14 protein-coding genes are annotated in these 25,015 nt (G+C 60.2%); 8 read left to right on the forward strand and 6 right to left on the reverse strand.

The features are described from left to right. Positions 1-20: 20 nt before the first annotated feature. Positions 21-683, reverse strand: coding sequence for a response regulator transcription factor (locus tag AC1RN6_RS11365; protein WP_493005350.1), 663 nt, complete (start codon positions 681-683; stop codon positions 21-23). Positions 684-964: 281 nt separating this feature from the next. Between AC1RN6_RS11365 and AC1RN6_RS11370 the strand changes: the two genes are divergently transcribed. From AC1RN6_RS11370 to AC1RN6_RS11380, 3 genes are all read left to right on the forward strand, one after another. Then, complete coding sequence (locus tag AC1RN6_RS11370; RefSeq protein ID WP_493005352.1) at positions 965-8,680, forward strand: DUF7933 domain-containing protein; 7,716 nt, start codon at positions 965-967, stop codon at positions 8,678-8,680. Continuing rightward, positions 8,677-13,200 carry an OmpA family protein gene (locus tag AC1RN6_RS11375; protein WP_493005354.1) on the forward strand — a complete coding sequence of 1,508 codons (4,524 nt, stop codon included), beginning with the start codon at positions 8,677-8,679 and terminating at the stop codon, positions 13,198-13,200. The genes AC1RN6_RS11370 and AC1RN6_RS11375 overlap by 4 nt, the downstream gene beginning before the upstream one ends. A gap of 111 nt (positions 13,201-13,311) precedes the next feature. After that, positions 13,312-15,333 (forward strand): sensor histidine kinase, encoded by a 2,022-nt coding sequence (locus AC1RN6_RS11380; RefSeq protein ID WP_493005356.1) that lies wholly within the window; start codon positions 13,312-13,314, stop codon positions 15,331-15,333. On the opposite strand, the gene AC1RN6_RS11385 is transcribed toward AC1RN6_RS11380, so the two are convergent. The 4 genes from AC1RN6_RS11385 to AC1RN6_RS11400 form a co-directional block, all read right to left on the reverse strand. Beyond that, positions 15,323-16,132, reverse strand: a complete 810-nt coding sequence (locus AC1RN6_RS11385) for an inositol monophosphatase family protein (RefSeq protein ID WP_493005357.1) — start codon at positions 16,130-16,132, stop codon at positions 15,323-15,325. The two genes, AC1RN6_RS11380 and AC1RN6_RS11385, sit on opposite strands and share 11 nt — an antisense overlap. Positions 16,133-16,165: 33 nt before the next feature. Continuing rightward, positions 16,166-16,714, reverse strand: coding sequence for a phosphonate degradation HD-domain oxygenase (locus AC1RN6_RS11390; protein ID WP_493005358.1), 549 nt, complete (start codon positions 16,712-16,714; stop codon positions 16,166-16,168). A gap of 99 nt (positions 16,715-16,813) precedes the next feature. Continuing rightward, positions 16,814-18,067, reverse strand: a complete 1,254-nt coding sequence (gene phnA, locus AC1RN6_RS11395; RefSeq protein ID WP_493005359.1) for a phosphonoacetate hydrolase — start codon at positions 18,065-18,067, stop codon at positions 16,814-16,816. Positions 18,068-18,077: 10 nt separating this feature from the next. Next, positions 18,078-18,755, reverse strand: coding sequence for a phosphonate utilization associated transcriptional regulator (locus AC1RN6_RS11400; RefSeq protein ID WP_493005361.1), 678 nt, complete (start codon positions 18,753-18,755; stop codon positions 18,078-18,080). A gap of 551 nt (positions 18,756-19,306) precedes the next feature. Here AC1RN6_RS11400 and AC1RN6_RS11405 point away from each other — a divergent pair. The 5 genes from AC1RN6_RS11405 (at position 19,307) to AC1RN6_RS11425 (ending at position 23,788) form a co-directional block, all read left to right on the forward strand. After that, positions 19,307-19,837, forward strand: a complete 531-nt coding sequence (locus tag AC1RN6_RS11405; RefSeq protein ID WP_493005363.1) for an iron transporter — start codon at positions 19,307-19,309, stop codon at positions 19,835-19,837. A 124-nt stretch (positions 19,838-19,961) separates the two neighbouring features. Then, positions 19,962-20,318 carry a cupredoxin domain-containing protein gene (locus tag AC1RN6_RS11410; RefSeq protein WP_493005365.1) on the forward strand — a complete coding sequence of 119 codons (357 nt, stop codon included), beginning with the start codon at positions 19,962-19,964 and terminating at the stop codon, positions 20,316-20,318. Between the two features lie 21 nt (positions 20,319-20,339). Beyond that, positions 20,340-21,209, forward strand: a complete 870-nt coding sequence (locus AC1RN6_RS11415; RefSeq protein ID WP_493005367.1) for an FTR1 family iron permease — start codon at positions 20,340-20,342, stop codon at positions 21,207-21,209. A gap of 57 nt (positions 21,210-21,266) precedes the next feature. Further along, on the forward strand, positions 21,267-22,607 hold the full coding sequence (locus tag AC1RN6_RS11420; RefSeq protein WP_493005889.1) for a 4Fe-4S binding protein: 1,341 nt from the start codon (positions 21,267-21,269) through the stop codon (positions 22,605-22,607). 179 nt (positions 22,608-22,786) lie between these two features. Beyond that, positions 22,787-23,788: a bile acid:sodium symporter family protein gene (locus AC1RN6_RS11425; protein WP_493005369.1), complete on the forward strand. Its 1,002-nt coding sequence runs from the start codon at positions 22,787-22,789 to the stop codon at positions 23,786-23,788. Between the two features lie 68 nt (positions 23,789-23,856). Here AC1RN6_RS11425 and AC1RN6_RS11430 read toward each other — a convergent pair whose 3' ends face one another. Beyond that, positions 23,857-24,996: an extracellular catalytic domain type 1 short-chain-length polyhydroxyalkanoate depolymerase gene (locus AC1RN6_RS11430; protein WP_493005370.1), complete on the reverse strand. Its 1,140-nt coding sequence runs from the start codon at positions 24,994-24,996 to the stop codon at positions 23,857-23,859. Positions 24,997-25,015 lie beyond the last annotated feature (19 nt).

Genomic DNA, 25,015 nt, shown 5'->3' on the forward strand with positions numbered 1-25,015 from the left:
ATAGGCAGGCGCAGGAGATGTCAGAGCACGTCAATATCGACGCAAAAGCTATAACCCTGGCCATGTTCGGTGCGCAGCGGGAGTTTCTCCCCGGTGCGGCTTTGCCAGCGGCGGCGCAAGCGGCTGACCAGTTGATCGAGATGGCGTTCGTCGTAGTCGATCCAGTTGCTGCCGAAGGCTTTGGCGATGGCAGGGCGGTGGACCACCTGGCCGGCATTGCGCGCCAATAATTCCAGCAGCGTCATCTCCAGCGCGCTCATGTTTTCCGCGTGGCCGCCGGGGGCGTACAGACAGCGTTCGATCAGATTCAATTGCCAGGTGGTGCGCGCGACACGGCGCACGATCGCGCCGACATAAGCAGAAAGTTCGCTGAGTCGTACCGGCTTGATCAGGTACTGATCTGCGCCTTTTTTTAAACCCTTGATTTTGTCGTCGATGCTGCCGCGTGCGGTCAGCATGATGGTGCCGATTTGCGGATGCGATTTGCGCAAATCTTCTGCGACATCAAAACCGTCGCCGTCAGGCAGGCCCACATCGATGATGGCGATATCCGCCATGTCGATCTGAGGGCAAAACTCCGCCACGTTGCCGGCTTCCAGTACCTGATGCCCTTCGCTATGGAGAAAGTCGGCCACCTCTGCACGCAGATCGGCCTCGTCTTCCAGCAGCAAAACCCTCGCCATATTCCTACCCCTGAGCTCCTAAGCGTCTCCGGCGTTTTCTCTTTATTTGGGGCGAATGTTACCACTGCCTGACCGGACGCGTTTGATCGCGTCAGGATTTGTCAGAAGTTGTCAGGGGGCGTCGGAATTTGTCAGAAAAATCTGAGGAATTTCTATCAGAATCCCGGCGTTCAGAAGTATTTGCATGTGCTGCGGCAACATGCTGCGCGAGGCTGCGGGACCGGACAACCGGAGGGATACGCAGCAGTCTATTTAATTAATAATAAAACATCAAGTTCGTCATGCGTCGTTTGTTTTTTGTCGGCCGATTTGCCGGCTTCCTTGGTTGCACGGATATTGCGAATAATGCAGGCGCCGTTGCTGAGCGCGGCATCGTCGCCGTGCGCACCTTTGCGTCGCTGGTGCTTGCGTTCGCCTCTTTGACCTTTGCCGGGCAGGCACAAGCGGCGCTCGATGTGTCGATGAACATCACGCCAACTTACGGCAACCCGATCAATCCCGGCGACGTGACGGCGTTCCGCATCACGCTGACCAACAGCAACCCCTTATCGGATGTGACGGGCGTCAGTTTTGTCGACACCATGCCTTCGCAAATCAAGGTCGCCGGCGTCGGCGTCAAGTCGATTACCTGCGTGGACGGCAACGGCGTGACCACGAATCCTCCGCTGAGTCTGGTGACGGCCCCTCTGGGCGGCAACACGATCGCTTTCGCCGGTGGCACGGTGCCGATTGCGCTGTCAGGTGGCAGCAGCGGCAAGTGCGACATCGATGTTGAAGTCACTTCGCTGGTGCGCAATAACGCATTCGTCAACACTATCGGCGTGCATGCGGTCACCGGCAACGACAATACCGGCGCCGTCGACAACTCCAGCGCGGCGCAACAGTCGATCACCATCAATGACATGGCGTTGCCGACCATCAGCAAGAATTTCTCCGCCGGCAGCGTTGTGCGCGGCAAGACGGTGCGCCTGAGCATGGTCATTGCCAACGGCAGCACTACGGTCAATCTGCCGCTCAACAGCGGCGGCGATACGCCGGCCTACGCCTTGCGCGACGTATTGCCTGCCGGACTGGAAGTCGCCGCCACGCCGAACGCCGCTGCGACATGTACGGGCGCCGGTGTGGCGCCGGCATTTGCACCGGCGGCCGGTGCGACCACACTGCTGGCCAGCGGCGGCACCGTTGCCGCCGGTGGATCATGTACGCTGGCGGTGGATGTGGTCGGCACCAGCACCAACGGCGTCTATAGCAATACGGTACAAAACAGAATCGACCGCACCAACGATTTCGGCAACAAGCGCGGACTGGTGCCGGGCGGCGATGCGACTGCCAACCTCGACATCAACTCCGTGCTGCGCGTATTTAAACGCTTTGTCTTGGGCACCGTCAGCGCCGGTCAGCAATCGACATTGCAGATTACGCTCGACAATGACGGGCTTGCGCCAATCACGCTGACCAGTTTGCCGGACAATCTGATCGATAGCATCGGCAACGCCGCCTACGGTCTGAAAATTACCGGCGCCCCCAGCAGCACCTGTGGCGGCACGTTCGTGGTCAACGGCGCCAATACCGGTTTCACCATGAACGGCGGCACTATTGCTGCCGGGGGCAATTGCCAGATCAGTGTACCGTTCACTGGTTCCTTGCAAACCGCAGGGCAACCGCAGACCTTCACCAATACCATCGCGCAAGGGGCGGTCACCACTACCGACAACACCATCATCAGCCAGCAGACGGCTGCCAGCGTCACCGTGGTGGATCAGTTGTTGATCAACAAGGATGTCAGCCCGACCAATGTTGCACCGGGCAATCCGATTCAGTACAGCGTCCGCATCAGCAACTACGCTGCACAAGTGCTGAACAACGTGGTGCTGACCGACCCCTTGCCGGCGGGGGTGTTCGCCTTGCCGACCCTGCCTTCGCCACCGGTCTTATCGGGTGCCGGATGTACCGGTTTGTCGAGCAATATTCCCGGCTTGCCGGCGTCGCAAACCAATCCGCAGTTCACGATCGGGACCGTGCCGGCCGGCACCGGCGCCGACGCAGCGGTGTGTACCGTCACTTTCTGGGCCATGGCGCCCAAGAACTCCGGCATTAACGTCACGCTGAACAACACGATTCCCGCCAACAACGCCGGCACCGGTGCAGTGAAAAATACGGCGGCTTCCAATGCGGCGGTATCGACCACCAACTCCGGCATCACCATCGCCAAGAACTTCAACCCGGCCACAGCAGGCGAGGGCACGGTCTCGCTGCTGACTCTCACGCTGACCAACATCACTGCGCAAGCCATCACCAACGCCGGCTTCACCGATAATTTGCCGGGTGCCGCCGGACAGCAGATCGTGATCGCCAACCCGGCAAGCGCTTCAACCACCTGTGCCGGCGCCACCCTGACGGCAACGCCCGGTGCGACCAGCATCACCATGAGCGGCGGAACGATTCCGGCACGTGCCGGCAATGGCACCGGCGCTTTCGGCACCTGCCAGGTGCAGGTCAAGGTGATCGGTCCTGCGGGAACCTACATCAATACCTTGCCGGCCGGTGCGCTGGCGGGCACGCAGACCTATGCGGACGGCAACACCGCCGCCATCAGCAGCCCAGGTCCGGTCAGCGCTAGTCTGACCTATACGTCGGCACTCAGCAGCAGCAAGTTTTTTACGCCCAATACGATTCGCTCCGGCGGCCGGTCAACGGTGCGCATTAATTTAAGCAACGTGGATACGGGTACGCTGAATAATGTCAGCGCAATCGATACGTTCCCCGCCGGCATGGTGGTGGCGACGCCGTCGAATGCCTATAACACCTGCGGCGGTTCGCCCGTCATTAGTGCAACAGCCGGAGCAAGTTCGGCATCGATCAGCGGCGTGGTGCTGCAAGGACATGGCGCCTGCGATTTGCTGTTCGATATCGTGGCGACAGGCAGCGGCAACTGGGTCAATACGCTTGCGGTGGGAGATGTGACCGCCACCGGCGGCGTGCGCAACGTACTGCCGGTGACGGCGACGCTGAACAATACGACGGCGGGTTCCGTGACCGTCACCAACAACACGACGCCGAACAATCTGCCGGCACCCGGTGCGACCAGCGTACTGACGGTGACGATCAATAACGGCACGCTGGCAGTCACCAATCTGAGCTTGTCCAACTACTTCACGGTCGATGGTTCGTCGGGCGGCGCCCTGACGGGGATGCGACTGGCCGCTTCTCCCAACCTTGCCACCACCTGCGCCAGCGGCATTGTGACCGGCGCTGCCGGCGGCACCACCGTGAATCTGACGAATGCATCGATTGCCGCCAGTGGTTCGTGCACGATCACCGCCAATGTCACCTTGAACACGTCGGGCACTGTGCAAGACACGATTCCTGTCGGCGCGGTGACGACCAGCCAGGGCATCAGCAACACCACCGCAACGGTGACCAGTCTTGCAGCCGGCGGCAACATCGGCGTGATCAAGAGCTTTAACCCTGCGGTCACCAAGCCGGGCGACCGTACGCGTTTACGCCTGACCTTCATCAATCCGGGTGCAATCGCGCTGACCAACCTGAGCGCGGTCGACAATTTCCCGGCCGGCATCACGGTGCCGGCCAGCGCCAATCCGTCGACGACCTGTACCGGCGCCATCGTCACTGCGCCGACGCCGACGACGCTGAGCATCACCGGCGGTACGCTGGCTGCAGCAGCCACCGGCACCTCGACGACGTGCGACGTCGAGATCGATGTGGTGGCGGGTACGGCAGGCAGCTTCGTCAATACGATTCAGGTTGGCGACTTCACCGGCGTTGTCGGCGGCAGCCCGGTCTCTAATCCGGTTGCCAGCTCAGCGACACTGGAAGTGCGCCAGCCGGTGACGGTCGTCAAGACGTTTTCACCGGCGTCGGTCCGGCCCGGTATACCGTCCACTGTCACGATCACCATGAGCAACGGCAACAACGTCGCGCTGACCAGCGCTGTGTTGACCGACGTGCTGCCGGCCAATCTCGTGGTCGCGCAAACGCCCAACGCTTCGGCCACCAACTGTGGCGGGGCATTGGTCTCGGCGCCGGTTTCCGCCACCTTCGTGGCACTGACCGGTGCGACCTTGCCGGCGACCGGCGGAGCCGTCTGTACCCTCAAGTTCGATGTCGTCAGCAATATCAGCGGCGTCTACGTCAATACCATCCCGGCAGGGACGATGACGACCGCGCAAGGCGTGACGAATACCGCACCGGCCAGCGCAACGCTGAGTCTGCTCGATCCGCCGACGGTCAACAAGCAATTCAATCCGGTGGCAATTGCCGCCAATGACAAGTCGACGCTGACCATCGTCCTCGGCAACACCAATCCGACGGCCGTCACATTGAGCTCGGCGCTGACCGACACCTTGCCGACATCGCCCGGCAACATCGTCGTGGCGGCGCCTAATAATCTGAGCGGCACCTGCACCATGGGCAGCGTGACCGCTGTCGCCGGCAGCGGCACGGTGACCTACGCGAATGGCGCCAGCATTCCTGCCGGCGGTTGCACGATCAACGTCGACGTCACGGGCGCCACGCTGGGCTCGTACAACAATTTCATTCCCAGTGGCGCGCTGACCACCAGCGTCGGCAACAGCGTGCAACCGGCGACGGCCAATCTGGACATCACGCCGCTGGGCTCGATCACCGGCAAAGTGTTCAAGGACAACAACGTCGTACCCAACGGCACCTTTGAGCTCGGTACGGACACTGCGCTGGCGTCGGTATCCATCACGCTGACCGGCACCAGCTACGGCGCCAATGGCGTGGCGGGCGGCGGCGATGACACTGCCATTGCGCCGCTGACCGCCACCACCGACGCGCTGGGCAACTATGTTTTCAATGCGCTCTCGGCAGGCAGCTACACCGTCACGGAAACGACACAGCCGGCCGGCACCACCAACGGCATCACAACCAGCGGCGCGCTGACCAATGCCGGTTTCGGCACGCCCGGCGTCGCCACTAATGTCGCCACCACGCCAAGCCGGATTGCCAACATCATCCTGCTCAAGGATGGCAGCGGCAAGGTGACGTCCTCGAACGGCAACAACTTCGCCGAAGTCGTGCTGTCGTCGATCAGCGGCAAGGTGTTTCTGGATCTGGACAACAATGGTGTGCAGGATCTGGCCGACACGGCCATCGCCGGCGTGACGGTTCAGCTGCTCAACAATCTCAGTGCAGTCGTAGCGACAACCACGACCGATGCAACCGGCGCCTACAGTTTCACCAATCTCGCGCCAGGGACGTATTCCGTCCGCGAACCGACGCAACCGGCCGGCACCGTCGGCGGACGCACCATTGCCGGCGCAGTCGGCAACGGCGGCACCGCCGGTACGCCGACCGCCGTCACCGTCGCCCCCAGCGTGATCGCAAATATCGTGCTGCCGCCGGCAACCAATAGCAGCGGCAACAATTTTGCGGAGGTGCCGAGCGGTCGTCAGGTGTCCGGCCGTGTATTCGGCGATGCCAATAATGACGGATTGTTCAATAGCGCCGACAGCGCTCTTGCCAATGTCACGCTGACGCTGACCGGCACCGATATCAACGGCGTGGCGATTGCTCCGCGCAGTATCGTTAGCGGCTCCGACGGCCGCTATACCTTTACCGGCCTGGCCGAAGGCACCTATATCGTTACCGAGCCGACGCAACCGGCGCGCACCACCAACGGCATTACCACCGCCGGATCGACCGGCGGTACGGCGACGGCAACCGGCGTAACGCCGTCGGTGATCTCGGCGGTCAACCTGACCGGCGCCAATACGATCTCCGTAGACAACAACTTCGGTGAAATTCCTGTCCTGATCGGCGTCGTCTCCGGCAAGGTCTATATCGATGCCAACAACAACGGTGCTGTCGATGCCGGGGAGCTGGGCATCGCCGGTGTGTCAATGGTGCTGAGCGGCACCGACATCAATGGCGCCACCGTCAATGTTGCAACCACTACGGCGGCTGACGGCAGCTACAACTTTGCCAGCCTGCAGCCGAGCAATGCAGCCGGTTATGTCATTACCGAAATACAGCCGTCGCTGTACAAAGACGGCCGCACCACTGTCGCCGGCGGCAACCCCGGCAGCGCATCCTCGGGCAAGCCGGTACTGTCGAGCAATATCGACGTCATTCGCAACGTGGTGGTCATCGCCGGCGACGTACTGCCTAATTACAACTTCGGCGAGTTGAGCGCGGCGACGGTGATGCAGCCTATCGTCAACGGCTATGTCTATCTGGACCGCGATCATTCGCGCAATCGTCCGATCGACGGCAGCGCAGCCGGCCAGTTCGGCTGGACGGTGCAGTTGTCGCAGGGCGGGGTGCCGATCTGTACCGTCACCACCGACGCCAACGGCTTCTATCAGTTCGACAATTTGCATTGCCCGGGTTACGAAACCAGCGGCTTGCCGACCGGCGCCAATTTCACAATCACTTTCAATAAGGACGGTAATCAGTTGCCGGCCGTGCCCACCTCCGGCGGCAATCGCGGCATCATCCCGGCCACCGGCGGCGCGATCACCAACATCACCATCGCGGCAGTGGATCAGGTGATCGAGCAAAACCTGCCGCTGGATCCGTCCGGCGTGATCTATGACTCTGTGACGCGTGTACCGGTTGCGGGCGCCGTCATCCGCATCACCGGTCCCGCAGGGTTCGACGCGAGCGTGCATCTGGTCGGCGGAACGGCGTTGCAGACACAGACCGTCGGCAGCGACGGCTTTTACCAGTTCTTGCTCCAGAATGCTTTCCCGAGCGGCGCCTACACGTTGACGGTGACAGCGCCACCGGGCTATCTGCCCGCGCCATCGACAGCCATGCCTCCTTGCACCGGTACGGCCATTGTCGGCGCCATCCCCAATCCAGCCGCCGTGCAGGCCAGTGGCACCGCGCCCGGGGTATCGGTGCCGACCGCCAATCCGGGGGCTTGCGTCGGCATTGTCGCGGGCGGTGCGGCGACCACGCAGTATTACTTCAGCTTCAACATCACCAACGGCGTATCGGCGCCGATCCTGAACAATCACATTCCGCTCGATCCGGGCAACACCAGCACGATACTGGTGACCAAGACCACGCCGCTGGTGAACGTCGCGCGCGGCGACCTGGTGCCCTATACCGTCACAGCAACCAATATGCTGTCGGGCGCGATCTCCAGCGTCGATATCCGCGACCAGATTCCTCCCGGATTCAAGTACCGCCTGGGCAGTGCGACCTTGAACGGCGCCGCAGCAGAGCCTGTCGTCAACGGTCGTCTTCTGACCTGGCCGCGGCAGAACTTCGCGCCCAAGGAGAAGAAGACCTATCGCCTGATTCTGACGGTCGGCTCCGGCGTCGGCGAAGGCTCGTACACCAATCAGGCATGGGCGCTGAGCAATCCCGGCAATCTGATGTTGTCGCAGCTGGCGACGGCGACGGTACGCATCGTTCCGGATCCTACCTTCGATTGTCCGGACATCATCGGCAAAGTGTTCGACGACCGTAACGCCAACGGCTACCAGGATCAGGGCGAGCCGGGCATTCCCTCTGTGCGCGTGGTGACGCCGCGCGGTTTGCTGGTGACCACCGATTCGGAAGGGCGCTTCCATGTGCCGTGTCCGGATATCCCGAACGAAGATCGTGGTTCCAATTTTGTGATGAAGCTCGACGAGCGCTCCTTGCCGACCGGCTATCGCGTCACGACCGAAAACCCGCGTGACGTCCGCCTCACGCGCGGCAAGGTCACGCGTCTGAATTTCGGCGCCACGATTCATCGCGTGATTCGTCTGGAACTCAGCGACAGCGCTTTTCAACCGGGCGAGACTGCTTTGCAGCCGCAATGGCAGAAGCAATTCGACGCCTTGCCTGCGCAACTCAGGCTAAAGCCATCGGTGGTGCGGCTTGCTTATCAGGCCGGCAGTGACGATGCCGCATTGGTCCGGCAGCGCATGGCGGCAATCCGTCAGCAACTGCGCAAACGCTGGGAGAGCCAGAAAGCCGAGTACACCCTCAACATCGAAACCGAGGGTGAGCAATGAAAACCAGACGCCGCTTTAATCTTCGCGCCAAGCGACTGGCGATCCTGTTGAGCGCACTGGGCATGACGTATCTGCCGATTCGCGCACAGGAAGTTGCGGGTACACAGGACGACACGCTCAATATTCGCGGCAAGATGATCGATCACAGCCGCGTGCGGGAAGTCGCAGTGTCGCCCAACAGTGAGAAACAGTCGGGAGTTTTCGACAACCTGCAACCGTCTGCGCTGAGTCTCGGCGAGCGCAAGCTCATGCTCGGCAACGCCGTGCCGGAAGGTGATGCGCAGCGCGCTGTCGTGATCCAGGATGCCGTCGAGTTCAGCTACTTCGAGTCTGGCAAAGCGGCCTTGCTGCCGCGTTCAAGAGAGGTGCTGGGCAGCCTGATCCAAAGCCTGCAGAACAAACGCGACATCCGTATCGCCATCGTCGGCCATACCGACAGCCAACGGATCGCGCCCGCGCTACGGCCTACGTATCGCGATAACCAGGCATTGTCGGAGGCACGTGCATTGGCCGTGGCCGCCTACCTGAAGCAAGGTTTGCTGATTCCGGCGGAAGCTTTTGCCGCCAGCGGCAAGGGTGAAACCGAGCCGGTCGCCGGCAATGATGATCCGGCGGGGATGGCAAAGAATCGCCGTGTGGAAATCCGTGTCTGGTACAGCGAAGCGGTTGAGCCGGCCATGCGTGAGCAAGCGGTGCAGCAGAACCCATGCGGAGTCAATCCGGCTGCCGGCGAGTTGCCGTTCTCTATTACGGTCGATGGCCAGCCGATGAATCTGGACGCCGGCATGCAAGAAGCTGATCGTCAACGCTGCGTCGATGTCGCGCTGGAAAAAGCCGATATCCAGATCAAGTTCGATCCGCTCAACGTGTCGCCGGCGCTCAACATCTGGGCCGTATCGGGCACGGCGGTACGCGGCCGGGAGATCTATTTCGGCAGCTACACCAACTACGCGTGGTGGCTGCGCCGCGCCGAGTTGCGGGTGTTCGTCAAAGGACAGTCCACGCAAGAGACGCCGCTGGCGGTTGTCCCGTTCAACGTGGGCGATGCCGTGCAATGGCAGGCACCGGATGATGCACCTGACGACCTCGTGTATCTGGTGCGTGTCTATGACGCCGGCGGCCGCTTCGATGAAACGCTGCTCAAGCCTTTGCACTTGCTGGACCGGGCCGATCCCTTGTTTGATGCCCAGCGCTTCGAGCGCGAAAAACTATCCGGCTGGGGCGAATCCAGCCTGCATCTGAAAAATATCGCAGCACGCGGCGGTGCCGTCACCATCAGCGGAGAAAAGATCAAAGCGGATGAAACCGTGACCGCGATGGGCATGCATGTGCCGGTCGACGACAAGGGCAAGTTCGTGTTGCGCCAGATTTTGCCGCCGGGACCGCATCAGGTCGAGGTGGCAGTCAGGAATGCCGCAGGCGAGGGCGCCAGCTTCCGCCGCAACCTGTCGATTGCGGACAAGGACTGGTTCTATTTCGCCGTTGCTGATCTCACCATGGGCCGGGATCGTACCAGCGGCCCGGCGCAGCTTGTCACCACGGATACCTCGCATTACAACAACGAGACCTGGGTCGATGGCCGTGGCGCGTTCTACCTCAAAGGCAAGGTCAAGGGCGACTACTTGCTGACCGCCAGCGCCGATACGCGCGAGCAGCCGTTGCGCGATTTGTTCAGCAACTTCCAGACCAAGGATCCGAACTATCTGTTGCGCCGCATTGATCCTGATCGTTACTATCCGGTCTATGGCGACGACAGCACCATCGTTGATGACGCGCCGACGCAGGGCAAGTTCTTCGTCAAGATCGAGAACGACAATTCCTACGCCATGTGGGGCAATTTCCAGACCGCATGGACCGGCACTGAACTGACGCAATACAGCCGCGGTCTGTACGGTGCGAATGTGCTGTGGAATGACAGGGAGACCACCAGTTACGGGGAGAAGCGCACCACGGTCAATGCCTTCGTGGCGGACCCCGGCACCTTGCAGTCGCGCGAAGAATTCCGCGGCACCGGCGGTTCGCTGTATTACCTGCATCATCTGGATGCGACCGAAGGCTCCGAGCGCCTGTGGATCGAAGTGCGCGACAAGGATTCCGGCCTTGCGATTCAACGCACGCCGCTGACGCCTGCGCAGGATTATGAGATCGATTACCTGCAGGGACGATTGACCTTGCGCGCGCCGTTGCCGTCGGTGTCGGACGGCAGCACGCTGGTCCAGACCGCAACTGCCAACGGCAATCCGGTCTATCTGATTGCGACCTATGAATACGTGCCGGGTCTGACGGAGGTCAGCTCCAGCGCGATCGGTTTGCGCGCCAGTCATTGGTTCAACGACAATCTGCGCGTAGGCACCAGTTTGTACCGCCAGGGCGAAAGCGGCCGCGACCAGAACCTCAAAGGCGTCGACGCCACGCTGCGTTATAAACCGGGCACCTGGCTCAAGGCTGAAGTGGCGCGCTCCAGCGGTCTCGGCACGACGGCGCTGACATCGCAGACCGGCGGTTACGATTTTGCTCAGAGCCTGATGAGCAGCCAGACCGCCAATGCCGAGCGTCTTGATGCTGCCGTCGATCTGGCCGACATCGGCGACATGAAGGGACGTTTGTCGGCGTACTGGCAGCAGCGTGGCGCAGGTTTCTCCGGTCCCGGGCTGGCGATGCCGGGCGGCGAGGCGACCAGGCAGCAGGGCTTTACCGGTACGGTGCCGGTGACGGATACTACGGAGGTGAGCGCCAAGGTTGATGACCGCAACGCCGCCAGTCAAAGCGCCAACGCCGCCGAAGCCGCGGTGCGGCACAAAATTGATGCGGAGTGGGGTATTTCGGCCGGCATACGCCGCGACCAGCGCGCCACGACCAATGCCAATGGCGTGATTCTCAACGCCAGTCCGCTGCTCAGCCAGAACGGTACGCGCAGCGACGTCATCGTCCGTGTGGACTATCGGCCGCTGGAAGATGGCGAGCAGGAAAAGCTGGTGGCGATGTTGGCTGCGCAGCCGCAGTCGCCTGCTTTCATGACAGTGCCGGCAGGGAGGTCTGTTCAGACTGTTGCTGCATCCGATGGCAATGGCGTGAAGATGCCGGCGCCGACGCCACCGGCCAGCAACGGCGTGTTGCCGTTGTCCGGCATGCAGACGGGGCCGGCATCGACCTTGCTGCCGTCGGGGAGCATTGGTACGGCGGAAACGCGGGCAACCGCCGATGCGGCGTCGGCCGCCGGTGTAGCCGCAGCGCGCGTGCCGGGATTGAAGTACAAATCCTGGGATAGCTACGGCTTCGTACAGGGAACGGTATCGCGTTCCGGCGATCGTGGCGAAAATGACCGCGCCGGCATTGGCGGCAGCTGGCAGGCTACCAATCGCTTGCGGTTGGGCGCGGAGGGGTCCGGCGGCAGCGGCGGTGTCGGTGGACGTCTCTCGGGTGATTATCAGGTCGATGACCGTAGCACGGTCTATCTGACCTATACGATGGAAACCGAGAGCAATGACAACAACTATGCAGGCAGGCAGGGCACACTGGCGGCCGGTACGCATTACCGCTACAGCGATCAGATCGGCATGTTCGGCGAAACACGCTGGTCCAGCGGTGCCGGTCCCAAGAGCCTGACGCACGCCTTCGGTGTCGATTTCTCGCCGGAAAAGCGCTGGACCTTCGGCGTCAAATACGAAACCGGCACCTTGTCCGATCCGGTGTCGGGCGATCTCAAGCGTGACGCCATCGGCCTGAGCGCGGCGTATAAAGATGATCGTCTGAAATATTCCACAGCGCTCGAATTCCGCAATGACAAGACATCGACTCTGGGGACGGCGGCGGGAACCTGTCTGACTACCGACATCAACGGCAACTGTGCCGGCGTTGCTACCGCCGGCGACAATAGCCGCCGCACCTGGCTGCTGAAGAATTCGGCGCAATACCAATGGACACCGGCATGGCGTCTGCTCGGCAAGTTCAACCTGTCGCGCAGCAGCAATAGCCAGGGGGCGTTCTACGATGGCGACTATACGGAAACCGTACTGGGTGCAGCCTATCGTCCGGTCAACAATGACCGCTGGAATACCTTGTTCAAGTACACCTACTTCTACAACCTGCCGTCGCCGGGGCAGGTCGACAGCGTCTCCGGAGGCGCGCTCGACTATTCGCAGAAGAGCCATGTGCTCAATATCGACACGACGTACGATGTGGTCAAATGGCTATCGGTGGGTGTCAAGTACGGTATGCGCCTGGGACAATTGCGGGCTTCCAAGACAGAAGGCGACTGGTTCTCCAGCCGTGCCGATTTGTGGGTGGTGCGCGCCGATCTGCATCTCGTGAAGGAATGGGATGCCTTGGTCGAAGCACGCCGTCTGCGTGTGAAGGAAGCCGGGGACGCGCGTTCGGGCTATCTGGTGGGGGTGTATCGCCACGTTGCGGAACACGTCAAAATCGGTGTGGGTTACAACTTCACCAACTTCTCGGACGACCTGACCGATATGTCGTATCGGAGCAAGGGCTGGTTCGTGAATGCGCTGGCGACGTTCTGACCGCAGACTTGCTATGATGCGGCGTTGTCTACTTCATGGACGGGCGCAAAGACCCGTCCCGTGGCGCTTCTTTTCGCTTTTTCGGCTCTTTTCGTGTGACTGGCTCTGTTCGTGAAACCCGGGCGTCGTCTTTTCCTGCTGATATTGTTTCTGGTGTGCTTGCCCTCCTGGGCGGCGGCGCCGGTCGTGCTCGACCACAGCCGGGAGGAACTGGCAGGGCATCTGGACATCCTGATCGACGCCGGCAAGAAGATGACTTTCGATGAGGTCTCGTCGCGGGCCAACAGCGACCGTTTTGTTCCCTTGCGCGGCGAACTCAACGAAGGCCTGCTCAAGGCCGACGTCTGGCTGCGCTTCGATGCGCGCCGCGCGCCGCGCCGGCAGGCGACCTGGCTGCTGGAAGTACAACCGGCAACGCTGGAACATCTGACGCTTTACATGCCCAATCCCGATGGCAGCTACAGCATCCGCGAAGCGGGCATGATGGTGCCTTTCGCGCAGCGCGAAGTTGCTTACAAAAATCCGGTGTTCCGTCTGAGTATTCCCATCACCGGTGCACAGACTTTCTATCTCAAGATTCGTACTCACAACACCGTAGCTGCACGCCTGACCCTGTGGCTGCCATCCGAATTCGTCGCTGCGGTGGGGCGCGAACAGATGATGCTTGGGCTGTTCCTTGGCGTGTACGGCATGCTCATGCTGGCCAGTCTGTGGTTCGAGCTGGCAGTGCGTGACGGCGTCTACCGCGCGTTCGGCATCTATGTGTTCAGCAGCATCCTGTTGACGCTGGGCGAGACCGGTTTGCTGTATCAATACATCTTCCCCGATCATCCTGAGTGGGCTGAGCCGATGCTGGGACTGGCGTTTGCTTTCAGCATGCCGGCCTGTATCGATTTCCTGTTCCGTTTTCTCGGCATGCCGCAGCAGTATCCCAAGCTGTCGCGGCGCTATGTGGGCGCCGTCCGTCTGTATGCGATTGTGCTGGCGGTCGCGATCCTGATGGGGCATAACGCTGCGGCGATGGCCAACATGCTGGTGGTGGTGACTTTCCTGGTCGCGCCGCTGACTTTCGGTGTATTGCTCAAGCCGGCGCTCAAGAGCACCAGCGAGATTCGCTACGCCTTCTTCATCACAGGGGTGTTGCTGTTTGCCGGATTGTTTGTACGCTTTTTGCAGGTTCTGGGTTATGTGGAACGCAGCGGGCTGACGGAATATTCGGTCTTCATCAGCTCCATGGTGTTCTTTCTGATCGTCTACTACGCAATCAGCCGGCGCTATTACGCCTTGCGCACGGCTAAAGATCAGGCGCAGAAGCAGTTGCTGGTAATGTCGCAGCGTGCCGAGCAGGAGCTGGAACGTGAAGTCGCCGCGCGCACCGACGACTTGTTGCAGGCCATGAAAACCGTCGAGACCGCGCTATCGCATGAGCGTGCCGCCTATGAGGAGCAGCGACAGTTCATCGCAACGGTATCGCATGAACTGCGTACGCCGCTGGCCGTGATCGACGCAACGACGCAGAACCTGTCGCGCGAAGCGATTGCCGGGAACGCGTCGGTAAAGACGCAGGCGCGGTTGGAGAAAATCCGCCAGGCGACGGATCGTCTTTCTTCCCTGTTCGACAACTACCTGAGCAGCAACCGGCTGGACATTTTTTCTTATGGCGTGCGCGCCGAAGAGACCTTGCTGCTGCCCTTGCTGGAAGACGCCATTGCTGCTGCGCAGCCGCTGGCGGACGGGCACATGTTCGTATTGAACAAGGAGAGTGTTCCTGAGTTCATCTGGGCCGATCGTGATTTGCTGCGCTTGTCCTTGCGTACGCTCGCAGACAATGCCGTGAAGTACACCCAACCGGATGCGGAAATACGCATTACCGCATTGACGGCGGAGGATGGCTGGACCATCGATGTTGCCGACAACGGTCCCGGCATTCCACCGGAAGAGCGGGCGCTGATTTTCGAGCGTTATTACCGTGGTCGCGCCGTATCCGGTCAATCAGGAACAGGCCTGGGACTGGCGCTGGCCAAGCGCCTGATCGAGATGCACAAGGGTACGCTGATGCTGATCGATACCGATGAAGCTGGATGCACCTTCCGCATCTGGCTGCCGCGTCCGATGGATGGGCTCAGGGGTTGAGTGCGCGCAGCACATCGTCGTGAATGGTCCCCGCGGTTGCCACAATTGAGGTTGCACCGATAGGCGTGCTGCCCTGCCAGTCGGTGATGCGTCCACCGGCGCCTTCGATGATCGGAATGAAGGACATGATGTCCCAGATCTTCAGTACTGGATCGAGCATGATGTCGGCGCCGCCGGTCGCCAGCTGAAAGTAGCCGTGGCAGTCGCCCCAGCCGCGATACAGACGGGCCTGCCGCGACAATGCTTCGAAGGCCGGCCCATTGTGATATTTGAAGATGTCCCAGTGATCGGTGGCCAGCAGCATGGCGTCGCCGATGGCGCTGCAGCGGCGCATGCCGACCGGCTTGCCGTTGAGCGTGGTGCCGGCAGCGGTGCCGATTAGCAAGTGCTCCATCAGCGGACTGTGCAATGCGCCGATGATCGGCCGTCCCCGGTACGTCAGTGAAATCAGTGTGCCGAAGATATAGCAGTTGGTGACGAAAGCCTTGGTGCCGTCGATGGGATCGAGGATCCAGCAATACTCCGCGTCCTGCTGATAGGGACCGAACTCTTCGCCGACAATGCCGTGCTGTGGATAGCGCGCCATGATTGCAGCGCGCAGCGCTTGCTCGGTCTCGCGGTCTGCGGCGGTGACCGGCGACTGATCCGGCTTTGATTCGACCGCAGTGCCGCTGAGGTAGTGGCTGCGAATGATGGCGCCGCTGATCTTGCTCAGTTCGGCAATGAAGGCGCTGAATTCTTGCAGTTGCGCGGCGTCGGCGGCCAGGGTGAACAGCGGGGCGGGCGGCAGGAAAGACATGATGCCTGGCGAGAAGAATTTATCGGAGCAGCATCAGACGCGCGCGCACTGCGCGACGTAGTGCGAGAAATGCGCATAGTCAGGCGTGACGTAGTCGGCTTTCTTGGCGAGGTCATCCCAGCGTCGTAGCCGTACGGCATCGGCGGCGTAAGGCATGGCGATGAAGTCTTGCGCCTGTTGCGCGTCGAAGATGCCGCCTTGCAGTTTCAGGCTGCGCACGGAGTCGGCCGACAGCGCAGAGAAATACGCCGGATCGACAGCGCACAGATAGCGCTTGGCGTCCACGTGCAAACGGATCGGCGCGAGTACATCTTCGTCGAACAGATGGCGCAGGAAGGGCAGGATGCGGTATTGATGCAAGTCGTCGATACCGGCGATGGTCGGCGTGCCGCCGTTGTCTTCCAGCATATGGCCGAGATCATGCAGGAAGCTGGCGACGATCAGGCTGGACGGCGCGTCTTCTTGTTCCGCCAGTGCGGCAGTTTGCAGCGCATGTTCCAGTTGCGTGACCGGTTCGCCGGTGTATTGCGTGTCGCCGTGCTGGCGAAAGAGGCGATCAATGTCTTCCAGATTTAGTGCCATAAAAACAACCTCATGCGGACAATGTCATGTGTGAGCAATTCTGACGAATCAAGCCGACGCTATCGTATCAGCAGTATCAATACGGGCGCCACTTCGCCATCATGCAGCGTTTCTTTTCTTTGTTGCGGCCGCGGCAACATGATTAAGCGCCAGATCGAAGGCATCGAAATTGCGCAGCCTGCGATTGCTGGCGACGCCTTCAACCTTGCGGTTCAGGATCAGCGGAACCTGTTGCTCCGACAGGCCGCCGTGCGAGCGCAGGGGGACGTCCAGGCCGGAGAGATCGTGGCGCGCCGCTGCCGTTCCCAACACGGTGTCGCGTTGCGAGACGATGACGATGTCGCCGATGCGATCTGGCGGCAGCTCAAAGCGCTGAGCGGCATCCGCGCGGTTCAATACGATTTCTACACCTGGCAATGCAGCCAGGCGGGCAATCAGCTCCTGTGCGTTGAGATCGCCCGGCAAATGGATCGTGGCATAGGAGCCAAGCGCGCCGTGATGCACAACATAGGGATCGGTGATCGGCAGGATCACGCGGGTTTTACCTTCACCCAGCCATCCGTCAAGCACGTCTTGCAGGTAGATCACGTTCGGTGACCCGTCGTTGGCATGCTTGGCGTTCATGCCGTGGTCGGCGGTCAATGCGATGACAGCGCCCATGTCGTTCAGCTGTTGCAGGTAGCCGTCCATCATCTGATAGAAGGCATTGGCGTCCGGCGTGCCGGGCGCAGCCTTGTGCTGAACATAGTCGGTGGTCGACAGATACATCAGGTCGGGGCGATAGCGCTGCATCAGCTTGACGCCGGAGGCAAACACGAATTCGGATAAGCCGGCGCTGTACACCGACGGTACCGGCAAGCCGACCATATCGAGCACATCGTCAATGCCATTCTCGGCCATGCTGACCTGATCCGACTTCTCTGACGAATAGCAGATGCCGTTCAGCTTGTGGCCGAGCAGTTTGCGCAGTTTGTCTTTGGCGGTGACGACGGCAACCTTGGCGCCGGCATCGGCGAAGGCGGCAAGCAGAGTGTCGGCGCGCAGATATTTCGGATCGTTCATCATCACTTCTTCGCCGCTGGCAGGGTCGAAGAAATAGTTGCCGCAGATGCCGTGCACGGCGGGTGGCGCACCAGTGACGATAGACAGGTTGTTCGGGTTTGTGAAGGTGGGCACCACGCTGTCGGCGATGAAACGGCTGCCGTCGCTGAGCATGCTGCCGATGAAGGGTGCTACGCCGGCGTCTACGGCTGCCGCCAGATAATCGAATGCGCAGCCATCGACGCACACCACAACTACCGGCGCATCGGGCCAGCGGTAGCTGCGGCGATTGACATTCACATTGTTGGGCATAACGTCTTCCTTAATTGGGTGAGCCGTTGGCCGCGCGATGCATGCGCGCGCGGCTCAACTCGGAATGGCGGCGCAGCATGGCGCCGGCCTTTTCCACATCGCGCGCGGCGATGGCGTTATAGATCTCGCGATGCTCCTTGCTGGAGACGTCCATGCCGCCGCCGGCCGAGAGACCGCGCAAGCGGAACAGCATTAACTCTTTGGTGAGTTTGCGATACACAGCAATCAGCTTGCTGTTGCCGGTGAAGCTCACCAGCGTGTCGTGGAATTGCAGATTGAGCGGATGGTAGAGCGCGGCGTCCTTGCCGGCAGAGACTTTTTCCATCTGTTCGACCTGGCGCTTGAGTTCGGCCAATTGTTCTTCTGAAATACGCTGGGCCAGCTTGCGGCCGATGAGGTCTTCCATGGCTTCGCGCAGGTCATAGATTTCATCCGCTTCGGCAACCGAGATCTCGCGCACAAAGGCGCCGCGATTTTTTTCCTGGCGCACCAGGCCGGATTCCTCCAGTCCGCGAAACGCTTCGCGGATCGGACCGCGGCTGATGCCGAAGTGCTGGGCCAGATCGCTCTCGTTCAGACGTCCGCCGGCGTTGATTTCGCCACGCAGGATCATTTTCTCCACTTCGCCCTGAATGATCATCGTCAGTGAGTTGGACTGCACGAGTTGCAGCGGGGTGAGTTTGTCCATGGTGTCTTGGCGGCGGAATCAAGGTGAGGTGATCCGCCAACTGGGTTTGAATGAACAGATTTTTGCACATGGACCATTAATTGTAAACTGTAGATTGTTAACAATTTAGATATTTGTGTTTAAATGTGGATATGAACCGTTCTTTATCGTTGAAATATCGGTTTGGGGAAAAGTGGGCCCGGCCGGCTAGACCGGCGTCCAGTCATCGACCTGGGAATCCCTCAGTAACGGCTACTGGTACGCTTGTGCACCGGTCGGCCCGGACATCAAGACTTGTTAATATCCGTAACACTTTGTAAGAGACCTAGAAGTGGGGCGAGGGCGGGTATATCTTTGCATCTCCCCCCTCTAATTCATCCCCTGAATTAGATTTAACCCGCGCCGCAAGGTGCGGGTTTTTTATTGCCCGTCGCTTTTTCAGCAGGACTTCCGGTCACTTGCTCGCTCAGGTTTTCTTATGCTTCTCATACGATGGTATGAGGTGCGTTACCTCAGATGATGCTATACTTTAATGGTAATCATTATCATCTAACGAGTCGGAGAGAAATCATATGATCGGTATCAAAAAAATCGCAGTCGCCGCCGCCATGTTTGCAGCCATGGCTGCTGCCAGCGCAGCCGAATATCCTATCGGCAAACCGCAGATTCAGGGCGGCATGGAAGTCAGCGCGGTGTACCTGCAGCCGATCAAGATGGAACCGGACGGCATGATGCGTAAAGCCGAAGAATCGGACGTCCATCTGGAAGCCGATATCCGCGCCGTCGCCAAGAATCCTAACGGCTTTGCCGAAGGCGACTGGATGCCTTACCTGAACATCAAGTTCGAACTGACCAAGGCCGGTTCGGCCAAGGTCATCAAGGGCGACATGATGGCAATGGTGGCCAGTGACGGTCCTCACTATGGCGACAACGTCAAGCTCGACGGTCCGGGCAAGTACAAACTGAAACTGACTATCGCTCCACCATCGGGGCATTTCGGCCGTCACGTCGATAAGGAAACCGGCGTCGGCCCATGGTTCAAGCCATTTGAACTGACGTATGACTTCACTTTCGCCGGCGTCGGCAAAAAGGGCGGTTACTAATCCGCAGTCCTGAGCTGAAAGAGACATGAGCAGGGCGCAAGTCCTGCCCATGCCATGCTGACCCGGTCCTTGCATCCGCCAAGCGCGGATGCGGGGCCTTGCAAATGCTACGTAGGAGCAAAGGATGTCTTTGCGTAAAACGCGTAAAACACAATTCGTGGCCGGTTTGATCGGTCTGGTATGCAGTTTGTTTGCCGCGGGCGTCTTCGCTGCAGACATTTTGACTTTCAAGCTTGAAATGCAGGACGGCAAGTTCATTCCTGCGCGCATTGATGTACCGGCAGGGCAGCGCATCAAGATCGAAATTCACAACATCGGTAAAACTGCCGCCGAATTCGAAAGCGTCGAGCTGCGCAAGGAGAAAGTCCTCGCGCCCGGCGCCCAGTCTTTTGTCGTGATTGCGCCGCTGCGTCCCGGCGAATACAAGTTCTTTGACGACTTCCATCTGAACATGCCGCAAGGCGTGATCGTCGCCAAATAAAGCGTAATTGAAAGGAAAGTAATGGGCCAGGTCCTGTTTATTGTCTGGCGCGAAAGCGTCGAGGCCTTGCTGGTGGTCGGTATTTTGTATGCCTGGCTGAACAACGGCGATGCCGCTGCGCGTCGCGGTTTGCCTTATCTGTGGGCCGGCGTGGCGGCAGGTATCGTCAGCGCCGTGGCGTTGGGTGCAGCTTTGCTGGGTTTCAGCGAATTGCTGTCCGGCGATGCGCAGACTTACTTTCAGATCGGCATGGTGCTGATCGCGGCCGTCCTGATCGTGCAAATGGTGTTCTGGATGCGCAAGCACGGCCGCACGCTCAAGAAGGATATGGAGTCGTCCCTCAAGGCCAGTACGGAAGCGGGCAACTGGTGGGGCGTGTTTGTACTGGTGGCGCTGGCGATCGCGCGTGAGGGGAGCGAGACTGCCGTTTTCCTGTACGGCATCGGCATGGGCGAGCAGGATGCCAGCCGCGGTGCGCTGATCTTTGCCGGCGTCATCGGTTTTGCTCTGGCGTTCCTGACCTTCTATCTGTTGCAGCTGGGCGGCAAGGTATTTTCGTGGCGCCGCTTCTTCCAGGTCACCGAAATCATTCTGCTGCTGCTGGCTGCGGGTTTGCTGCTGACCGGCGTCGAGAAGCTGCTCGATTTGCTGCTGGAAAGCTCGGACTGGTTCTCGTCGCTGAGTTTCGTTTCTTCGCTGACGGCGCCGGTGTGGGATACCAGTTGGCTGCTTGACGATTCGAGCACCTTCGGCAGCCTGGTGTCGACGCTGACGGGCTACCGCGCGCGCCCTGCATTGATGAGTGTTGCCATTTATGTCATTTACTGGCTTGTGGTATCCTCCGCGCTTGGCAAGATGAAGACAACGCAAGTTAACAAGCAAGCTGCATAAGACGATATGAGCACCTGTACGCTTCCCAACACCCGCCTGGCGCGTACGGGTGACTGGATGCGCCGCAATGGCGCATTGATCCGCGGTATCCAGTGGGTCGTCGTACTGGTGTATGCCATCCTCATCCTGGTTCCCATTTTTCTCCCGTTGCCGGACGAAACCGCGCACATCTGGTCCAACCTGACATTGATTTCGCAATTCTGTTTCTGGGGCATCTGGTGGCCGTTCGTGCTGGTCAGCATGGTCCTGATGGGCCGAGTCTGGTGCGGCGTGCTGTGTCCGGAAGGCGCGCTGACGGAATTCGCCAGCAAGTTCGGCCGCGGCAGGGCGATCCCGCACTGGATGCGCTGGGGCGGCTGGCCTTTCGTCGCTTTCGCACTGACGACGGTGTACGGCCAGATGGTCAGCGTCTATCAATATCCCAAGGCAGTGCTGCTGGTGCTCGGCGGTTCCACGCTGGGTGCAATGATCGTCGGCTATCTCTATGGCCGTGAAAAGCGCGTCTGGTGCAAATATCTTTGCCCGGTCAACGGCGTATTCGGCCTGCTGGCCAAGCTGGCGCCATTCCATTACAAAGTCAACGAAGACGCCTGGCGCGCCTCTTACGACACGCATGGCAAGAAGACGATTCCCGTCAATTGTGCGCCGCTGGTGCCGCTGCGTAATATGAAGGGCGCTGCCGATTGCCATATGTGCGGACGTTGCAGCGGTCATCGTGACGCCATCGCGCTGACATGGCGTCCACCGACCGTCGAGATCGTCAAGGTCGGCCGCAAGAACAACAACCTGTGGGAAAGCACTCTGGTGCTGTTCGGCCTGTTCGGCATCGCGATCGGCGCCTTCCACTGGAGCGCCAGCCCATGGTTCATCGAAGCCAAACAATTCATCGCCACCTGGCTGATTGATCGCGACATCATGTGGCCGTTCGATACCAATGCGCCATGGTGGCTGCTGACCAACTATCCGCAACAAAGCGATGTGTTCACATGGCTGGATGGCACGATGGTGGTGTCCTATATCATGACGACGGCCCTGGTGCTTGGTACGGCATTGACGGCCTTGTTCGCGATCAGCAACCTGATCCTGGGTAAATGGGATCGCTCCCGTTTCAACCATCTGGTGCAATCGGCGATTCCGCTGGCCGGCTGCGGCGTGTTCATCGGCTTGTCGGCGACAACCATCAGTCTGCTGCGCGCCGAACACTGGCCGGTGGACTGGGCCAACGATGTGCGTGCATCGTTGTTGAGCGTCATGACGATCTGGAGTGTCTGGCTGGCCTGGAAGGTTATCGGCGAGCATTCCAAATCACTCCCGCAGCGTTTGCTGGCGCTGGTGCCGGTCGTCGGTGCGCTGGCGCTGGTCAACTATGCCTGGCTGCTGATGTTCTGGATCTGGTAGGAAATTTCAAGTCGGATCCGGGTTTGGCGACCATGAAGTAATGCTTGCCTGGCAGTAGCAGTTCCACCTCTTTTGCTTGCCCATTGCGTCCGCGTCAGCAGACAACTCTGCCGAGTGGCGTAAAATAGCGGGTTTCGTCCGCCACGGACGGTAATCAGAACAACTCAGCAGATATCCCTATGGCCCGCCCTCGCTTTTTGCCCGACAACCTGACGCTCATGCTGCTGGCTGTCGTGATCACCGCCAGTTTTTTCCCCGCAACCGGTACGGTCGCAGTCGGTTTCGACTGGCTGACGACCTTCATGATCGGTTTGCTGTTCTTCATGCACGGCGCCAAATTGTCGCGCCAGGCCGTGGTGGCCGGCATGGTGCACTGGCGTTTGCATGTGACGGTCCTGCTGTGCACGTTCGCCGTTTTCCCTTTGCTGGGCCTGATTCTGAAACCTGCATTGCTGCTGGTGATTACGCCCGATCTGTATCTCGGCATTCTGTTCCTGTGCGTGTTGCCGTCGACGGTGCAGTCGTCGATCGCCTTTACCTCGGTCGCGCGTGGCAATGTGCCGGCGGCGATTTGCAGCGCGTCGGCCTCCAACTTGCTGGGCATCTTCCTGACGCCGCTGATGGTGAGCGTGATTGTGGTGGCGCATAACGCCCAGCATTCCTCGCTCGATTCCATTCTGAAGATCGTTTATCAATTGTTGCTGCCTTTCGTGGCAGGGCAGATCGCGCGTCCTTGGATCGGCGCCTGGATGGACAGAAACAAATCCTGGTTGCGCTGGGTGGATCAGAGCTCGGTACTGCTGGTGGTCTATGTGGCGTTCAGCGAGGCAGTCAATCAGGGTTTGTGGCGTCAGGTACCGGCGACGATGCTGATCAGCCTGATCGTGATCAGCGCCTTGCTGCTGGCGATCATCATGGCGCTGACGACATACGGCAGCCGCCGTATGGGTTTCAACAAGGAAGATGAAATCACCATCGTCTTTTGCGGGTCGAAGAAGAGTCTTGCAAGCGGTGTGCCGATGGCGAAAGTGTTGTTCGCCAGCCAGACCGTCGGCATGGTGTTGTTGCCGCTGATGTTGTTTCATCAGATTCAATTGATGGTCTGCGCCTTCCTGGCGCAACGTTACCGCAGCCGCCCGGAAGAGGGCGATGCGATCGCCCCGGCGAGCCAGGCACGATAATCCCGGCCTCCAAAAGACAAGAAAAGCCCGCAATCGCGGGCTTTTTTGTCAGCGCGAACCAACAGCTCTCAGGCTTTACGCCGATGCTTCGAGAAAAACGCCAGCATCAGCTTCCCCGCATCCGGTCCCTTGGCGTGAAACGGCAGCTTGTCGTCGCCACCGCTCCAGGCATGGCCGAGTCGGGCGATGTGGATCGAGCGGATCAGGACCGATTTGCCCGCGACGAAATCGCGGATCTGCATGGAATTTTTGCGTGGATGTTTTTTCGACACGCGTCCGAATTCTTTGACAACGAGAGGTAAGGGCGTGAGGTCGGCCGCATGGTTGAGCTGGATGAACTGTCCGACCAGTTGCACCTGATTGAGTGCTCGCACCACCTTGTCATCGTCGCCGGTGATGAGAATTGCAGGCATCGGAGGAAAGGCTGGAATCTTTTTCAATACGCTTGCAATCGGCGCCAGTGAATTTGCGCTGCCGTGTTGCATGACGCCGTAGGCACTCATCGCGGTCCTGCTGGTGCCGAATACCGGCCCGGAATGCATGCCGACCGCGGCGATCAGTTCCGGATGCGTGAGGGCCAGGATCTGCGCCATGGCCGCGCCCGCCGAGATGCCGCACGCATAGATGCGGCGCGGATCGATACCGTGCTCGGCGACGACATCGCGGATCATGCGCGCGATCATCGCAATATCGCCGCCGCCGCGCTGTGTGGCCGGGTCATACCATTTCCAGCAGCGGTTCGGATGCGCGCGCAGCGACTGCTGCGGATACAGCACGGCATAACCTTTGTCACCCGCAATCCGGTTCATGCGCGTTCCCTCGGCGATATCGGTGGCGCTTTGCTCGCAGCCGTGCAGCATCACGATCAGCGGCTTGCCGATAGCCGTTGCCGTCGCCATTGTCGATGTCGATGTCGATGCAGCCGGCGGAAGATAGAGCCAATAGCGCATCCGATGCACCGGCATCGTGTCGGTCGTGCAATATGCGCTGCTCCAGGTGCCGGGCAAGGCCGTCGCCTTTGCCTTCGCAGCAGCGGTCGTTTTGCGATGCGACGTGAGAGAGGACGTTTTTTTGGGCGCCGCCCTGGCGAGCTTGGCCGGCTTTGGTGTCGCCAGCATGGCCTTGAACATTTTCGTCGTTCGGGCTTGCTGCGCCTTGCCGGCTTTTCGGACGCCGCTGAGCCACAGGCGATTGAGTGTTTTTAACATATCGGCCTGTCGGGAAAGA

The sequence above is a fragment of the Herbaspirillum sp. GW822-FHT03A08 genome (assembly GCF_058801885.1).

Bases quoted from the DNA above. Each gene is read 5' to 3' on its own strand.
- AC1RN6_RS11365 (WP_493005350.1), bottom strand. From the start codon at position 683: ATGGCGAGGGTTTTGCTGCTGGAAGACGAGGCCGATCTGCGTGCAGAG.
- AC1RN6_RS11370 (WP_493005352.1), top strand. From the start codon at position 965: ATGCGTCGTTTGTTTTTTGTCGGCCGATTTGCCGGCTTCCTTGGTTGC.
- AC1RN6_RS11375 (WP_493005354.1), top strand. From the start codon at position 8,677: ATGAAAACCAGACGCCGCTTTAATCTTCGCGCCAAGCGACTGGCGATC.
- AC1RN6_RS11385 (WP_493005357.1), bottom strand. From the start codon at position 16,132: ATGTCTTTCCTGCCGCCCGCCCCGCTGTTCACCCTGGCCGCCGACGCC.
- AC1RN6_RS11390 (WP_493005358.1), bottom strand. From the start codon at position 16,714: ATGGCACTAAATCTGGAAGACATTGATCGCCTCTTTCGCCAGCACGGC.
- phnA (WP_493005359.1), bottom strand. From the start codon at position 18,067: ATGCCCAACAATGTGAATGTCAATCGCCGCAGCTACCGCTGGCCCGAT.
- AC1RN6_RS11400 (WP_493005361.1), bottom strand. From the start codon at position 18,755: ATGGACAAACTCACCCCGCTGCAACTCGTGCAGTCCAACTCACTGACG.
- AC1RN6_RS11405 (WP_493005363.1), top strand. From the start codon at position 19,307: ATGATCGGTATCAAAAAAATCGCAGTCGCCGCCGCCATGTTTGCAGCC.
- AC1RN6_RS11410 (WP_493005365.1), top strand. From the start codon at position 19,962: ATGTCTTTGCGTAAAACGCGTAAAACACAATTCGTGGCCGGTTTGATC.
- AC1RN6_RS11415 (WP_493005367.1), top strand. From the start codon at position 20,340: ATGGGCCAGGTCCTGTTTATTGTCTGGCGCGAAAGCGTCGAGGCCTTG.
- AC1RN6_RS11420 (WP_493005889.1), top strand. From the start codon at position 21,267: ATGCGCCGCAATGGCGCATTGATCCGCGGTATCCAGTGGGTCGTCGTA.
- AC1RN6_RS11425 (WP_493005369.1), top strand. From the start codon at position 22,787: ATGGCCCGCCCTCGCTTTTTGCCCGACAACCTGACGCTCATGCTGCTG.
- AC1RN6_RS11430 (WP_493005370.1), bottom strand. From the start codon at position 24,996: ATGTTAAAAACACTCAATCGCCTGTGGCTCAGCGGCGTCCGAAAAGCC.